This is a genomic window from Sphingomonas bacterium (genome assembly GCF_028292945.1).
Classification (GTDB): Bacteria; Pseudomonadota; Alphaproteobacteria; order Sphingomonadales; family Sphingomonadaceae; genus Sphingomonas.
Genome location: NZ_JAQGLJ010000053.1, coordinates 19,118 through 34,283, shown reverse-complemented (window position 1 = coordinate 34,283; position 15,166 = coordinate 19,118). Strand labels below are relative to the sequence as shown.

The window sequence follows — 15,166 nt, the reverse complement described above, 5'->3', positions numbered from 1 at the left end:
CAAGCCGAGGAGTCGCCACGGCGGGCAGCGTAGTCGGCGCAGTGTCGCGACCTCACCACGCTGCTGATCGGTGCGGCCGGACTGAAGGCGCGGGTCGACCGCCTCGTCGCGGAGACCGATGGCCCTGATCGCGAGAGTCGAGCCGCGGGGTTTCCTGTTCGGCGCCGCGATGGCGATCCCGCTGGACGCAGGCGTGCTGTTGATCTGCAAGGACGGCAGACTGTCCGGCACCACCATCGCCCAGGATTATGCACCGAATATCGGCGCGACCGCATCGCTGTGCATGCGGTCGCGTGCGCGCCCGGCGCGCGCGTGCTGCTGGTCGACGGCCTGATCGCCACCGGCGGCACCGCACGCGCCGCTGTCCGGCTGATGCAAAAGGGGGGCGCACCCGTCGCCCAGGCGCTGTTCCTGTTCTACCTGCCCGACCTCGCCCGTGCGGGCACCATTGTGCGGCTAGGGCGTCCAGGTCACCGCGCCGATGGACTTCCCCGGCCACTGACGGAACCGCGTCGGCATGGCCGTCGTTTCATGGTTATTGCGGCGCTTACCCTGCCGCGGCTCCAGTGTGGGAGAACCTTCATGTTCAAGATATTGGGGACGGCAGGCCTGGCGATCGGCCTCGGGCTAACGACGACGGCGTGCACCGACGGTTATGGCTATAGCGGCGTCAACGTCGGTTACAGCAATTACGGCGGCTACGGCGGCTATGGCGACTATGGCTACCCCGGCTATCCGACCAGCAGCAGCTACTATGGATGGTACGGCGACTATTACTATCCGGGCACCGGCTATTACGTCTACGACCAGTATCGCCGGCCGTATCGCTGGAACGACGATCAGCAGCGCTACTGGCAGGGTCGTCAGCAGTACCGCAACCAGTATCAGGGGCGTGGCGGTCGCGCCGAGTATCGCGAAGACCGCCGCGAGGTGCAGGATAACTGGCAGGCTTTCAGTCGCGACCAGCGTCAGGACCGGCGCGAATATGTCCAGGACCGCCGTCAGGACCGTCAGGCACTCCAGAATGGCACGGTGACCCGTGAGCAGTTCCGGACCGAACGGCGCGAAGACCGGCAGAATTATCGTACCGGGCAGCGGCAGGACCGTCGCGCGCTGCGCCGCGAAAACCGTCGCGACATCCGCAACTGAGCTTACCCGGTCCCCCCGGCCTGCGGTCGGGGGACATGGCTATGTCGCGGCAGGGCGGGTCTGGATCAGCCCGTTGGAGACCATCGATGCGACCGCGACATCGTCCTGGTTGAACACGGTCAGCCGAGATTTGAAGATGCCCATCTCTGGCCGCTTTGCCGATACCCGCTTCTCGATCAGCTCGGTTTCGCAGCGCAGCGTATCGCCCGGATAGACCGGCTTCAGCCAGCGCAGCTCGTCGATCCCCGGCGAGCCGAGACCTGCCTGGGCGTTGGCCTTCAGATTTTCTACCAGCATCGCCATTGTCATTGCGCAGGTGTGCCAGCCGCTGGCCGACAGCCGACCGAAATGCGTCTTCGCGGCAGCCTCGTCGGACAGGTGAAACGGCTGCGGATCGTACTTCTCCGCAAATGCAATCACCTCCTCGCGGGTGACATGATAGCTGCCGAACTTCGCCCGGCGACCAATCTCCAGGTCTTCAAAATACTGCATCGCCGATCTCCGCCTGCATGGCTTCGTGACAGCCCTTCGCGCCCATGCCAAGACCGGGTCGCACGCCAGACGCCCGGAGCCACGATGCGCCATCTGCCTCTTCTGCTCTCGTTTGCCGCCCTGAGCGCCTGTGCCACGCCGCTTGCCGAGCGACGGGCGACCGGCCCCGTCGCGGTCAAGATCATCGCGCTCAACGATTTTCACGGCGCCCTGGAGCCGCCCGGCAACAGCGTTCCCGTGACGAACGCGGGCGGGACCACCGTGAACGTGCCGGCGGGCGGCGCCGCGCATTTGGCGACCGCTGTCGCACGACTGAAAGCACAGAACTCCAACAGCCTCGTGGTCGCTGCCGGCGACCTGACCAGCGCTTCCCCGTTCGTCTCGTCGCAATTCCTCGATGAACCCACGATCCTGGCGATGAACCTGATCGGGCTCGACCTGAACGCGGTCGGCAATCACGAATTCGATCGCGGCCCCGACGAGCTCAAGCGGCTGCAGGGGGGAGGGTGCGTCCAGCATACCGGGCGCAAACCGTGCCGGGTCGATCCGACCTTCCCCGGCGCGTCGTTCAACTATCTCGCTGCCAACGTCCGCACCCGCGATGGTGGCACGCTATTCCCCGCCACCGCGATCCGAACTCTCGGTGCGGGGGCGCGCGCGGTCCGCGTCGGGTTCATCGGCCTGACCCTGCGCACCACGCCCAGTCTGGTGGTGCCCACCAACGTTGCGTCGCTGACGTTTCAGGACGAGGCGGACACCATCAACGCGCTCGTGCCGTCCTTACGCGCCGACGGTGCGGCGGCGATCGTCGTGCTGATCCACCAGGGCCTGTATACGAAGGTCGGCTACAACGACAAAAGCTGCGGCGGCGTCTCGGGCGATCTGTTGCCCATATTGGCCAAGCTCGACCCGGCGGTCGACCTCGTCGTGTCTGGCCATACCCATCGCGCTTACGTCTGCGACTACGCGACGATCGATCCGACCCGCCCAATGCTGGTCACCAGCGCCGGGCGCAACGGCACGATGCTGACCGACATCGAGCTGCTCGTCGATCCCGCGCGCCGGCGGGTCACGGGAAAGCGTGCGGACAACCTAATCGTGCAGGGCGCCGCCTATACCAGCGCAAGCGGCCCGGTGCCGCTACGGTCCGAGTTCCCGGTCTATGCGGCCGAGCCGCGCGTGGCGGCGCTGGTAAATCGCTATGTCGCCGCGGCGACGCCCGTGGCGGCCCGGGTCGTCGGCCGGATGTCCGCGCCCGCGACCCGGCAGCGAACGCCATCGGGCGAATCGGTGCTGGGCAATCTGATCGCCGACGTGCAGCGGCAGGCGACGGGCACGGACATCGCCTTCATGAACAGCGAGGGCCTGCGCGCGGACCTGAACCCGACGGCGGACGGCAGCGTCACCTATGGCCAGCTTTATGCCGTCATGCCGTTCGGCAACACGCTGCAGGTGAAGGGCATGACCGGGGCGCAGATCCGCCACGTGCTGGAGCAGCAGTTCGATAGCGCATCCAACACCGTTGAGCAGCCCAACATGATGATGGTTTCGAAAGGGCTTACCTATCGGTACGACCTGCGGCGACCGGCCGGCGCGCGCATCATGGATATGCGACTGAACGGAGCACCCGTCGACGAGGCGCGGACCTACCGCGTCGGGGTCAGCAACTTTCTCGCGGCGGGCGGCGACAATTTCACCGGGTTCACGAATGGTACGGACCTGCCCGGTGGAGCGGAGGACATCGACGCCTTCGAAGCGTTTGTCCGCGCGGCGGGCACGCTGACACCGCCCACCGCCGACCGGATCACCCGCGTCGACGTCCCGTCAGGCGGCTGACCTGCGCTGCGCTCAGACGTTGAAGCGGAACAGCATCACGTCGCCGTCCTGCACCACATATTCCTTGCCTTCGGAGCGCAGCTTGCCCGCTTCGCGCGCGCCCGCCTCGCCGCCAAGCGCCACGAAATCCGCGAATGCAGTGGTTTCCGCGCGGATAAAGCCGCGCTCGAAGTCGGAATGGATCGCACCCGCCGCCTGTGGGGCCTTGGCCCCGACGTCGACGGTCCACGCACGCGCCTCCTTTGGCCCGACCGTGAAGAAGGTCTGGAGGTGCAACAGTTCATAACCGGCGCGGATGACGCGCGCGAGGCCGGTCTCGGTCAGTCCCAGCTCGGCGAGGAATTCAGCCCGTTCGTCAGCAGGCATGGTCGCGATCTCCGCCTCGATCGCCGCCGATACCACCACCGCCTGCGCACCCTCGGCCGCCGCCTTGGCGAAGACGCGCGCGGAGAGATCGTTGCCGTCGGCTGCGTTCGCCTCGTCGACGTTGCAGACATACAGCACCGGCTTGCCCGTCAGCAGCTGCGCCTGGGCCAGATGCCGCGTCTCCTCCGGGTCGCTGGCGACCGTCAGCCGCGCCGGCTTGCCTTCGCGCAGCAGGTCCAGCGCGCGGCCGAGCACCACCGCCGCCGACTTGGCATCCTTGTCGCCCTGCGCGGCTTTCTTCTGGAGGTTGGGGACACGCTTCTCCAGGCTCTCCAAGTCGGCGAGCATGAGCTCGGTCTCGACCGTTTCGGCGTCGGCGAGCGGATCGACCTTGCCGTCGACGTGCGTGACGTCGTCATCCTCGAAACAGCGCAGCACATGGACGATCGCGTCGACCTCGCGGATGGTGGCGAGGAACTGGTTGCCGAGCCCCTCGCCCTTGGACGCGCCACGCACCAGGCCGGCGATGTCGACGAAGCCCAGCTGCGTCTCGATGATCTTCGCCGATCCCGCCAGTGCCGCGAGCTTCTGAAGCCGCTCGTCGGGAACCGCGACGTTGCCGACATTGGGTTCGATCGTGCAGAACGGATAGTTCGCCGCCTGCGCCGCAGCGGTCTGCGTGAGCGCATTGAAAAGCGTCGATTTGCCGACATTCGGCAGCCCGACGATGCCGCAGCGAAAACCCATGATTGAACCTGTCTCAGTTGAAAGCGCCGCGCTGTAGCCGAGCGCGACCGGCCTGTCAGCGATAGTTGAAGCTGATGCTGATCCGTTCGCCCTTGCCGGTGCCGGCGGGGACCTCGTGGCGCAGCCAGCTTTCCCACAACAGCACCGTGCCGGGCGTGGGCGTCAGTTCGACGAACGTCCGCATCGCCTCGGGCGCATCGACTTGGCGGGGCGGGGCGGCCATCAGCATCGCGAGCCTGGGATCCTCCAGCTTCAAACCGCGCGAACCCGGCGGCAGCGCCAGGTACAGCGTGCCCGACACCACGCTGTGCGGGTGCAGATGCGCGCTGTGGGCGCCGCCGCCCTGCAACACATTGACCCACAGCGAGTCGAGCCTGAGCTTGCGGGTGAGATCAAAAACGCACGCCTGCGCGAACCGCGCGACATGCCGGTCCAGGTTGCGTTTCAGGTCGGCGAATGCGGGATCGCGAACCGGCAGGTCGTTTAGCGAGGCGTAGGACGTATAGCCGCGATAGCCATGCTCGCGCGCCCAGCGCCGCCCGGCGGTGTCGTCCGTGGCAAGCGTGCGAACGGAGTGCTCGAGCGCGGCGAGAAGCAACTCGTCGCCGAGCATGTCTTCGTAGACGAGGGTCGGGAAGAGCTGGCGGATCATCGGTAGGGGGTAGCCGAGCGACCCGCGTCCGTCATCCCGGACGAGAGTCCGGGCGACCAGGATTACGCCAGTGCCGCCTTCAGCTTTTCGACCAAGTCGGTCCGTTCCCAGGTGAAATGGTCGCCCTGCGCGTCGCGACCGAAATGGCCGTAGGCGGCGGACTTGGCATAGATCGGCGCGTTGAGCTTCAGATGCTCGCGGATGCCCTTGGGCGTCAGGCGGACCAGCTGCGGCAACACCGCCTCCAGCTTCGCCTCGTCGACCGTGCCGGTGCCGTGCGTGTCGACATAGACGCTCAACGGCTCGGCAATGCCGATCGCGTAGCTGAGCTGGATAGTGCAGCGGCGCGCGAGGCCTGCCGCGACGACGTTCTTGGCCAGGTAGCGCGCGACATAGGCGGCCGAGCGGTCAACCTTGGTCGGGTCCTTGCCGCTGAACGCGCCGCCGCCATGGGGCGCGGCACCGCCATAGGTGTCGACGATGATCTTGCGGCCGGTCAGCCCGGCGTCGCCGTCAGGCCCGCCGATCTCGAATGCGCCGGTCGGGTTGATGTAGATGGCGGTCTCGTCGGTGATGAAGCCATCGGGCAGGACGTCGTGCATAACGCCCGTCACATAGGCGCGCAGCTCCGCATATTTCGCAGCGTCGGCATGCTCGCCCTTCTCGCAATAGCCACGCTTGTGCTGCGTCGACACGACCAGCGCGGTTGCCGCGACCGGCATCTCATTCTCGTAGCGCAGCGTCACCTGGCTTTTGGCGTCGGGCTCCAGGAAGGGGGCAGCGCCCGAATGGCGGTCGGTCGCCATCCGCTCGAGCAGCTTGTGGCTGTAGTATAGCGTCGCCGGCATCAGTCCGGCGGTCTCGTCCGTGGCGTATCCGAACATGATGCCCTGGTCGCCGGCGCCTTCGTCCTTGTTGCCAGCTTCGTCGACGCCCATCGCGATTTCCGCGGACTGACCGTGCAGGTTGTTCGAGAAGTCAAACGTGCGCCAGTGGAAGCCGTCCTGTTCGTACCCGATCCGCTTCACCGTCGCGCGCACCGCTGCCTCGATCTCGTCGAGAATACCCGGTGCCCACTCGCCGTCTTCGTAGACGCCATGGCCGCGGATCTCGCCGGCGAGGACCACCTTGTTGGTGGTCGTCAGCGTCTCGCACGCGACCCGCGCCTGCGGGTCCTTGGACAGGAACAGATCCACCACCGCGTCGCTGATCTGGTCGGCGACCTTGTCGGGATGGCCCTCGGACACCGATTCGGACGTGAAAAGATAAGAGGCGCGCATGAGGATTCCGACGGATATAAGGAAAGCTTTATATGCGCCTAGCGACCTCGCCACCGAATGGCAACGGCTCCGGCTGAGAGCAGCAGCGCAACGAGCAGCGCCATCCAGTTTCCCACTCGCGAGAACAGCGTCGGTGGAAAAGGCACCGGCATTGGCGCGTCGATCGTTCCCGCCTTGCCGAGCGGGATACTCGCAAGCAGCGTCCCATCCGCTGCAATCACGGCCGAGATACCGGTCGGGGTCGCGCGCACGATCGGCAGACCTTCCTCGATCGCGCGCAATCGCGCTTGCGCAAGATGTTGGGGAGGGCCCCAGCTGCCGAACCAGGCATCGTTCGACGGGTTGAACAGCAGGCGCGGGCGGTTGGCCGGGTCGACCACCTGGCCGGAGAAGACGATCTCGTAGCAGACCTGGATGCCGATTGAGCCGACACCGGGCCATTCGAGGGCGCGCGGGCCGGGACCGGGGCCGAAGTCGATGCTGCCCGGCACCAGCCGCGCGAGTCCTAGCGGCTTCAGCAGCCATGGCATCGGCAGATACTCGCCATAAGGCACCAGATGCGACTTGTCGTACCGGCCCGCGATCGTCCCGCCCGGTGTGATCGACAGCACCGAATTTGCCGCCCCGGCGATCTCGCCATTCGCGTCGAACGACAGCGTCGGAGCATTGGTCATCAGCAGGTCGCGCGGCCCGAGCGTCTGCGCGATCCGCGCCCGCACGCGCTCCGCCGGGCGAGCGCCATACCAGGCATCGGGGTAGCCGCTCTCCAGCATGTCGTAGACCAGCCCTTCGGGCCACACCACGAGCCTGGGCTCCGGGCCGGGCCGGCCGGATCTCCGGATCAGATCGGCCAGCGAGCGCTCCCGTGACTGTTCCACCCGCAGGTCGTTGCCGATGTTGGGCTGAACGACCACAAGGCGGGGGTGAGGGTCGGGGAGTGTCGGCTCCTTGGCAGGGGGACGCACTAGCGGGCCGACCAACATGGCTGCGAGTAACACAGCCGTTGCAACCACGACCGGCTGCCATCGGCCGCGCAGGGCGACCAGAATGAGCCCCGCCACAACAACGGTTGCGCCGCTCAGCGCATAGGTGCCGATCAGGGCGGCAAGGCTCGCCACGGGCAGCAGCGGCACCCAGATCGCGGCCAGCGGATCCCAGGGGTAGCCGGTGAACAGCCAGCTCCGGGTCCATTCCGTTGCGATCCACGCCGCGCCCGCGATCAGGGCGAACGCCGCGTCCGGCCTCGCTCCGCGCCATCGCCACATCGCCAGCGCCGCCGCCGTCGGGAACACCGCCAAGTACAGCGCCAGCCCAATCGGTGCGCCATAACCGAGCACCGGCGGCATCGCGTCCTGGAAAGTGAAGGCGTGCTGGATCCAGTTGTTGTTGATCGTGAAATGGCCGACGCCGAACAGCCATCCGCGCCACGCCGCCGCCCGCCACGTCGGCGCGGCGTGGACCAGCATCAGCCAGCCTGCAAAGGCGAGCAGCGTCAGCGGCCATAGCTCCAGCGGCGCGAAGCCGAGCGCGGCGATGGCGCCGAGTAGGAGGGAGAACAGAGCAGGGTAGGTCACGACAAGGCTATGGTAGTGCTAACCGGGCGACACAACTGCTTCCCCGGCGAAAGCCGAGGCCTAGTTCGGCGTCGCGATCTCTTTACCGACCGCAAAGGCGGGCAGGGCGCATCTCGGCCCCGGCTTTCGCCGGGGAGGGTGGTGGTGCTAGGGCTTCGTCTATGTCGCTGCGCCCCTTTCACCTCGCCTTCCCCGTCCACGATCTCGCCGCCGCGCGCGCATTCTATGGCGGCGTGCTCGGCTGTCCTGAAGGGCGCTCGTCCGACCAGTGGATCGACTTCGACTTCTTCGGCCATCAGCTCGTCGCGCATCGGTCGGCGACCGCGACGGCGGAAAGCAGCAATCCCGTCGACGGCCACGACGTGCCAGTGCCCCATTTCGGCGTCGTGCTGACAATGTCCGACTGGCAGGCACTCAGCGAGCGCGTCCGCGCTGCCGGTGTCCGGTTCGGGATCGAGCCGCACATCCGCTTCGCCGGCCAGCCGGGCGAACAGGCGACGATGTTCTTTCGCGATCCAAGCGGCAACGCGCTGGAGTTCAAGGCGTTCGGTGACGACAACCAGCTATTCGCAACATAAAGGACGGCTCATGTCTCAGCCTCTCGCCCTGGATATCCCGCACAGCCTAGGCAAGGCAGGCGTGCGTGCGCGGCTTGACGGCGGCGTCGGCAAGCTGGGCGAGAAGATTCCGGGCGGGGCGACGGTCCAGCACCGCTGGGAGGGCGACACCATGCACTTCACGGTCGCGGCGATGGGGCAGCAGGTCGCCTGCACCGCGATCGTGTTCGACAAGCATGTCCGTGCGGTCGTCGATCTGCCCGGCATGCTCAGCCTGCTCGCCGGCCCGATCAAGGCCGCCATCGAGTCGCAGGCACCCAAGCTGCTGAAATAAGTTCAGCGCGCCGCCGATTTCCGTGCCGGTGCCACGCGCCAGATCACATTGCCCACGTCATCCGCCACCAGCAGCGCACCCGTACGGTCGCCGATCACGCCCACCGGCCGACCTCGCGCGTCGCCGTTGGCGTCGAGGAATCCGGTCAGCACGTCGACCGGCTTCGCGCCGGCGGCCGGAAACCCGGAGCTGGCGAACGGTACGAACACGACCTTGTACCCGGACACCGGCTTGCGGTTCCACGAGCCATGCTCGCCGATAAATGCTCCGCCGCCAAAGCGGCCGCCCAGCCGCACCTCGTCCGAGAACGCCAGCCCCAGCGCCGCGACGTGCGGCCCCAACGCAAAGTCGGGCCGCTTGGAATATTCCTGCAAGGCCGGGTTCTTCGGCTTGACGCGCGCATCCGGATAGCCGCCCCAGTAATACCAGGGCCAGCCGAAATTGTCCCCGAGATTGACCTGCGTCAGGTAATCCGGCGCGAGGTCGGAACCCAGCATGTCGCGCTCGTTGACCACGGTCCACAGCTGCCTGGTGACGGGATTGATCGCCATGCCGACCGGGTTGCGCAGGCCGGATGCATAGATGCGCATCGTCTTGGTATCGGGTGCGACCTCCAGGATGCTGGCGCGATAGCGTTCGATCTCGATACCGTTCTCAGCGATGTTGGACGCCGAGCCGACGCTGACGAACAGCCGCTTGCCGTCGGGCGTCGCGACCAACCCGCGCGTCCAGTGATTGCCGGCTGGGGGCAGCTTAACGATCAGTTCAGGGCGCGCGGTGATCCGCGTCGCGCCGGCCGTGTACGGGACGCGGACGACGGCATCGTGGTTGCCGATGTAGAGCTGGTCACCCGACAGCACCATGCCGAACGGCGAGGCAAGGCCGGTGAGGAACGGCGTCTTGACCTCCGCCACGCCGTCGCCGTCCGCGTCGCGCAGCAGCGTGATGCGATTGGCCGACGGCACCCCCGCGCCCGCCTTGCCGAGCAGCAAGCCCATGACGATGCCCTGAATACCGCCGCCCTTGCGTGGCGGCGAGTTGCTCTCCGCGACCAGCACGTCGCCATTGGGCAGGCGGTACAGCCAGCGGGGATGATCGAGCCCGCGCGCAAACGGCTGCACGGTCAGGCCGGCTGCCGGCGTCGGCATCGCGCCGCCCTGCCAGCCGACGGCGTCCGCGACCCTGACCGTCGGGATGATCTGGCGGCGCGGTTCGGAAATGGTCGGGCGCGTGCCCTGCACCGCGCTGATGTCGAGCCGTGCGTCGTCCGGCCAGCCCAGATAGACGGCAACGCCGACCGCGAGCAGCAGAAGGACGAGCGCGACGCGCAGGATGTGCTTGATCATGCCTGTGGAAATACGCGATCCGACCACGGCAGGGAAGGGCGGCTTACCACGGTCCTAGCGTTCCGACGTCTCAATGTCGCCGAACTGGTTCACGGGTTTGTTGCGGAAGTGCAGATCAAGGTAGCGGTCGAACGCGACGAGCTGGAGGTACAAGGCAGCTGCCTTCATCCGCCGTGCGGGATCTACGATGTCGCGCCAGTTTGCCACAGCGCGCCGGCGCGCAAGCCTCGTTTGGACGCTCGCCGCGTCGGCGTCGGTACTGGCCGCAGCATCGCGCAGCGACTTGGCCTTGGCGACCACGTCCTGAGCCTCGGCCACCGTCACCTCATCCCGATCCAGCCGTTTCAACAACCCGCAACGAAAGGTCCGGCATTTGGACGGCCGCTCATCGTAGATGGTGCAACAGGCACCATCCAGAAGGTGGCAGGGCAGTGCAAATGCGACCCCTGACCCGTCTTCGCGGATCGTGAAACCGAGCGCGAGAAGGCGATCGACCTCCGCCGGCTGGAAGGTCGCGATATCGAACAGCGTTCCGTCGCAGCACAGCCCGCAGTCGGTGCAAAGCTGCGAGGCGGGCGAGAACGTCACGACGCGGTGGGCTAACCCTCGGGTCGGCCAATCGCAAGGCAAGAGGCCGCCGACGCACTCGACGCCAGCGGCCCCCTTGCGTCAGGCGGCCTGTTCGGCGTCGCCGGCGATGAACGCGCCGTAGTGAAGATCGAAGCGGTCGGCCTCCATCACCTTCGTCCATGCCCTTACGAAATCGCGCACGAACTTCTCCTCATTGCCCGTTTCCGCATAGACCTCCGCCGTGGCGCGAAGCTGGGAGTTGGATCCGAAGACCAGGTCGGTGCGCGTCGCGCGCCACTTCTCGGTCCGGCCGGCCCGCACATAGCCGATGAATTCCTCGTCGCTCGACCGATCGACCAGTTCCCAAAACGTATCGTTGTCGAGCAGCTTGACGAAAAAGTCGTTGGTGAGCTGACCCTTGCGGTCGGTGAGCACGCCTTCCGGAATGTCACCGTGATTGGCACCGAGCACGCGTAGGCCGCCGAGCAGCACCGTCATCTCGGGCGCCGACAGGCCGAGCAGCGAGGCCTTGTCGAGCAGCAGCTCCTCCGTCTTCACCGGCTGGCGCGTCTTCAACCAATTGCGGAAGCCGTCGGCCTGCGGCTCCATCCAGCGGAAGCTTTCCACTTCGGTCATTTCCTGAGTCGCGTCGCCGCGCCCGGTCGACACAGGCACGGTCACGTCGAAGCCGGCCTCCTTGGCAGCCTTCTCCACCGCCGCCGCGCCGCCAAGCACGATGGCGTCGGCTAGGCTGATCGGCCCGCGAAGCTCGTTCAGCTTAGCGAGCACGATCGCCAGCTGCTCCGGCTCGTTGACCGGCCAGTCCTTCTGCGGCGCCAGGGCGATGCGCGCGCCGTTCGCGCCGCCGCGATGGTCGGACTTGCGATAGGTCGAGGCGGATGCCCAGGCCGTCTTGACGAGCTGGCCGACGGTCAGCCCGCTCGCCAGCACCTTCGTCTTGAAGGCGGCGACGTCGGCATCGGACAGCGTCGTTCCGGCCGGGACTGGGTCCTGCCACAGCAGCTCCTCTCCCGGCACCTCCGGCCCGAGCAGCCGGACCTTCGGCCCCATGTCGCGGTGCGTCAGCTTGAACCAGGCGCGCGCGAACGCATCGTCGAGCGCCGCCTGATCGTCGCGGAAGCGCTCGGAGATGGCGCGGAACTCGGGGTCCATCTTCAGCGCCATGTCGGCGGTGGTCATCATCGTCGGCACGCGCTTGTTCGGATCGCGGGCGTCGGGCGCCATGTCCTCGGGGTCGGGGTTGACCGGCTGCCACTGCTTGGCGCCCGCCGGGCTCTCGACCAGCTCATAGTCGTACTTGAACAGCAGCCGGAAATAATTGCCGTTCCACGCCGTCGGCGTGTTGCTCCACGCGCCCTCGATACCGGACGTGGTGATGTGGCCGCGGCCGATCTCCTCGCTGTCGGTCATCCAGCCCAGGCCCTGCATGTGGACCGCCTCGGACGCCGGGTTCTGGCCGAAGGTCTCGCCCGGCTTCGCGCCATGCGCCTTGCCGAAAGCATGGCCACCGGCGGTGAGCGCGACGGTCTCCTCCGAATTCATCGCCATGCGGCTGAAGGTCGCGCGCATGTCGCGCGCCGACTGGAGCGGGTCGGGGTTGCCGCCCGGACCCTCGGGATTGACGTAGATCAGGCCCATCTGGATCGCGGCGAGCGGCCCTTCGAGCTCGTGGACGTCCTCCTCGGGGACGATGCGGGTTTTCACGCCCTGATTGACCCACAGCTCCTCCGCGCCCCAGAAGGTGTCGCCCTCGGACTGGAATACGTCCTTGCGACCGCCGCCGAAGCCGAACACCGGCCCGCCCATGCTTTCGATCGCGACGTTGCCGGCCAGGATGAACAGGTCGGCCCAGCTGATGTTCTTGCCGTACTTCTGCTTGATCGGCCACAGCAGACGCCGCGCCTTGTCCAGGTTGCCGTTGTCGGGCCAGCTGTTCAGCGGCTCGAACCGCTGCTGCCCCGACGACGCGCCGCCGCGCCCGTCCGTCACACGATAGGTGCCCGCCGCGTGCCAGGCCATGCGGACCATGAACGGGCCATAATGACCGTAATCGGCGGGCCACCATTCCTTGCTGTCGGTCATCAGCGCGAGGAGGTCGGCCTTGAGCGCGTCATAATCGAGCGCCTTGAACGCCGCCGCATAGTCGAAGTCCGCGCCCATCGGATCGGGCGAGACCCCATGCTGGTGAAGCATGTCGATCGGCAGCGCTTCGGGCCACCAATCACGGTTGGTGCGGCCCAGCAGGCTGCGCGGCGAGGCGCCGGCGGGTTGGTTGAAAGGGCAGCCCGAGGTGGTGGCGTCCATGGATGAAAACTCCTCTGCATTGCCGCCGGCGAACGTGGGGCAGCCGGCGCGGGTTGGTTGTCGCATCCTATGGACGAGGTGGAGAAATCAATCCAATGAATGAATGCGATTAATTCGATAGGATCACTCGATCAGTACTCCGCTCCCACCGCTGCGCCAACTCACCTATCTGATCGCGCTGCACGAACATGGTCATTTCGGCCGGGCGGCGGCGGCGTGCTTCGTGACGCAGTCGACGCTGTCGGTCGGCATCGCCGAGCTGGAGCGGCTGCTGCGCGCGGTTCTGGTCGAGCGGTCCAGCCGCAGCGTCAGGTTCACGGGCCTGGGCGAGGAAGTGGTCGCACGCGCCCGCGATGTGGTGCGGGCGGCGGAGGATCTGTGCGCGGTCGCGGAAGGCGCGCGCGAGCCGCTGGTCGGGCCGCTGCGGCTGGCGGCGATCCCGACGGTCGCGCCGTTCCTGCTGCCGCGGTTGCTGACCGACCTGGCGACGACGTGGCCGCGGCTGCGGCTGTTCGTGCGCGAGATGCTGACGGGAACGGCGTGCGAGGCACTGGCGCGCGGCACGGTCGACTGCGTGCTGCTCGCGTTGCCGACCGAATGCGGCGACGTCGACACGGTGGAGGTGGCGATCGATCGGCTGATGCTGGCCATGCCGGCGGGCGAGGTCGCGTCGCTCGATGCGATCGACCCGGCGCGGTTGCTGCTGCTGGAGGATGGCCATTGCCTGCGCAACCACGCGCTGGCGGCGTGCAGCCTGGGCGCGCCAACGGCCGACGCGCCGCTGGTCGCGTCGACGCTGCACACGGTGGTGGGGTTGGTCGACGCAGGACTGGGTGTCACCTTGCTGCCGGAAATGGCGGTGGCGGCGGGCTTGCTGAACGGTACGCGGGTCAGCGCGCACCCGCTCGACGAACCGGCGGCCGAGCGCCGCATCGCGCTCGCCTGGCGCACGGATCACCCGCGCGAAGCCGAGTTCAGGCTGCTGGGCGAGCGGGTCCGCGCCGTTGCGCAAGCCTAGTCTTCTTCGGGCTCCGGCACGGGCGGGTGGAGACGCAGGCGGTTGATGCGACGTTCGTCGGCGTCGATCACCTCCAGCTTCCACCCCGATGGGTGGGTGATGCAGGCGCCGATGGCGGGCACCTCGCCGGCGAGCAGCGCGGCAAGACCGCCCAGCGTGTCGACGTCGCCTTCGGTCCGGCCCAGCCGAGGATCGATCGCAACGGCGACGTCCTCCAGCTCCGCGCGAGCGTCCGCCTCCCATGCGCCGCCGTCCAGCGGCACCAGCAACACCGCCGGCGCGTCGTCATGCTCGTCCTCGATCTCGCCGACGATCTCCTCGATCAGGTCTTCGATCGTGACGAGACCTTCGGTGCCCGAATACTCGTCGAGCACGACCGCGAGGTGGACTCGGCTGGAGCGCATGTCGGCGAGCAGGTCGAGCGTGCCGCGCGCCATCGGAACGTAGAGAGGCTGGCGGATCAGCTCGGCGATGGTCGCGGGGTGCTCGGCGCCGGTGGCGAGGATCGCGAATACGTCCTTGATGTGGACCATGCCGATGATGTGGTCGAGCTTGTCGCGATAGACAGGCAGGCGGCTGTGCCCGGCGTCGGCGAGCAGCTGAACCAGGTCGGCGAAGCTGGTGTTCTCCGCCACCGCGACGATGTCGGCGCGCGGCACGCCGACATCGCCCGCATCGCGCTCGCCGAAATGGAGCAGATTGCGGACCATCGTCCTTTCGAGCGGCGACAGATCGCCCTTGGCATCGGGAGCGGGATCGCCCTCGTGGCGATCGATCGCGTCCTCCAGCTGCTCGCGAAGGGTGTCTTCGCCGTCGTTGCCGAAGATCAGTCCCTTCAGCCCGCGCCAGATGCTGCTTTCGTGGGAGTCGCCAGCCCCGTGTGTCCTGGGGAAGGCGCTACTTCGGTCGTCCGGCACGTC

14 protein-coding genes and 1 pseudogene are annotated in these 15,166 nt (G+C 67.3%); 6 read left to right on the top strand and 9 right to left on the bottom strand.

Annotation, left to right across the window (positions count from 1 at the left end; all coding sequences use genetic code 11):
• Nucleotides 1-39: 39 nt before the first annotated feature.
• Nucleotides 40-460 (top strand): annotated as a pseudogene (locus tag JWN21_RS07030) (phosphoribosyltransferase family protein); the annotation flags it as partial.
• A 122-nt stretch (nucleotides 461-582) separates the two neighbouring features.
• Nucleotides 583-1,149, top strand: coding sequence for a hypothetical protein (locus JWN21_RS07025; RefSeq protein WP_299647650.1), 567 nt, complete (start codon nucleotides 583-585; stop codon nucleotides 1,147-1,149).
• Nucleotides 1,150-1,188: 39 nt separating this feature from the next.
• Here JWN21_RS07025 and JWN21_RS07020 read toward each other — a convergent pair whose 3' ends face one another.
• A complete protein-coding gene (locus tag JWN21_RS07020; RefSeq protein ID WP_299647648.1) occupies nucleotides 1,189-1,641 on the bottom strand; it encodes a MaoC family dehydratase in 453 nt (150 codons plus the stop codon).
• 84 nt (nucleotides 1,642-1,725) lie between these two features.
• Here JWN21_RS07020 and JWN21_RS07015 point away from each other — a divergent pair, with 84 nt between their 5' ends.
• Nucleotides 1,726-3,477 (top strand): bifunctional metallophosphatase/5'-nucleotidase, encoded by a 1,752-nt coding sequence (locus JWN21_RS07015; protein ID WP_299647646.1) that lies wholly within the window; start codon nucleotides 1,726-1,728, stop codon nucleotides 3,475-3,477.
• A 12-nt stretch (nucleotides 3,478-3,489) separates the two neighbouring features.
• Here the strand turns inward: JWN21_RS07015 and ychF are convergent, their stop codons facing one another.
• From ychF to lnt, 4 genes are all read right to left on the bottom strand, one after another.
• The gene (gene ychF, locus JWN21_RS07010) at nucleotides 3,490-4,590 is read right to left on the bottom strand and encodes a redox-regulated ATPase YchF (RefSeq protein WP_299647644.1); all 1,101 of its coding nucleotides are present in this window, start codon (nucleotides 4,588-4,590) and stop codon (nucleotides 3,490-3,492) included.
• Between the two features lie 55 nt (nucleotides 4,591-4,645).
• Complete coding sequence (locus JWN21_RS07005; RefSeq protein WP_299647642.1) at nucleotides 4,646-5,242, bottom strand: TIGR02466 family protein; 597 nt, start codon at nucleotides 5,240-5,242, stop codon at nucleotides 4,646-4,648.
• Nucleotides 5,243-5,304: 62 nt separating this feature from the next.
• Nucleotides 5,305-6,522, bottom strand: coding sequence for a methionine adenosyltransferase (gene metK, locus JWN21_RS07000; protein ID WP_299647640.1), 1,218 nt, complete (start codon nucleotides 6,520-6,522; stop codon nucleotides 5,305-5,307).
• Nucleotides 6,523-6,560: 38 nt separating this feature from the next.
• Nucleotides 6,561-8,096: an apolipoprotein N-acyltransferase gene (gene lnt / locus JWN21_RS06995; protein ID WP_299647638.1), complete on the bottom strand. Its 1,536-nt coding sequence runs from the start codon at nucleotides 8,094-8,096 to the stop codon at nucleotides 6,561-6,563.
• A 161-nt stretch (nucleotides 8,097-8,257) separates the two neighbouring features.
• On the opposite strand from lnt, the gene JWN21_RS06990 reads away from it, so the two are divergent.
• Nucleotides 8,258-8,674: a VOC family protein gene (locus JWN21_RS06990; protein WP_299647636.1), complete on the top strand. Its 417-nt coding sequence runs from the start codon at nucleotides 8,258-8,260 to the stop codon at nucleotides 8,672-8,674.
• Between the two features lie 10 nt (nucleotides 8,675-8,684).
• Nucleotides 8,685-8,987, top strand: a complete 303-nt coding sequence (locus JWN21_RS06985) for a polyhydroxyalkanoic acid system family protein (protein ID WP_299647634.1) — start codon at nucleotides 8,685-8,687, stop codon at nucleotides 8,985-8,987.
• A gap of 2 nt (nucleotides 8,988-8,989) precedes the next feature.
• Here JWN21_RS06985 and JWN21_RS06980 read toward each other — a convergent pair whose 3' ends face one another.
• The 3 genes from JWN21_RS06980 to katG form a co-directional block, all read right to left on the bottom strand.
• Nucleotides 8,990-10,333: a sorbosone dehydrogenase family protein gene (locus JWN21_RS06980; protein ID WP_299647632.1), complete on the bottom strand. Its 1,344-nt coding sequence runs from the start codon at nucleotides 10,331-10,333 to the stop codon at nucleotides 8,990-8,992.
• A gap of 54 nt (nucleotides 10,334-10,387) precedes the next feature.
• On the bottom strand, nucleotides 10,388-10,921 hold the full coding sequence (locus JWN21_RS06975; protein WP_299647630.1) for a YkgJ family cysteine cluster protein: 534 nt from the start codon (nucleotides 10,919-10,921) through the stop codon (nucleotides 10,388-10,390).
• 81 nt (nucleotides 10,922-11,002) lie between these two features.
• Nucleotides 11,003-13,228, bottom strand: a complete 2,226-nt coding sequence (gene katG, locus JWN21_RS06970; protein WP_299647628.1) for a catalase/peroxidase HPI — start codon at nucleotides 13,226-13,228, stop codon at nucleotides 11,003-11,005.
• A gap of 130 nt (nucleotides 13,229-13,358) precedes the next feature.
• Here katG and JWN21_RS06965 point away from each other — a divergent pair, with 130 nt between their 5' ends.
• Nucleotides 13,359-14,246 (top strand): hydrogen peroxide-inducible genes activator, encoded by an 888-nt coding sequence (locus JWN21_RS06965; protein WP_299647706.1) that lies wholly within the window; start codon nucleotides 13,359-13,361, stop codon nucleotides 14,244-14,246.
• Here the strand turns inward: JWN21_RS06965 and JWN21_RS06960 are convergent.
• The gene (locus JWN21_RS06960; RefSeq protein WP_299647626.1) at nucleotides 14,243-15,163 is read right to left on the bottom strand and encodes a hemolysin family protein; all 921 of its coding nucleotides are present in this window, start codon (nucleotides 15,161-15,163) and stop codon (nucleotides 14,243-14,245) included. The genes JWN21_RS06965 and JWN21_RS06960 overlap by 4 nt on opposite strands.
• Nucleotides 15,164-15,166: the final 3 nt, after the last annotated feature.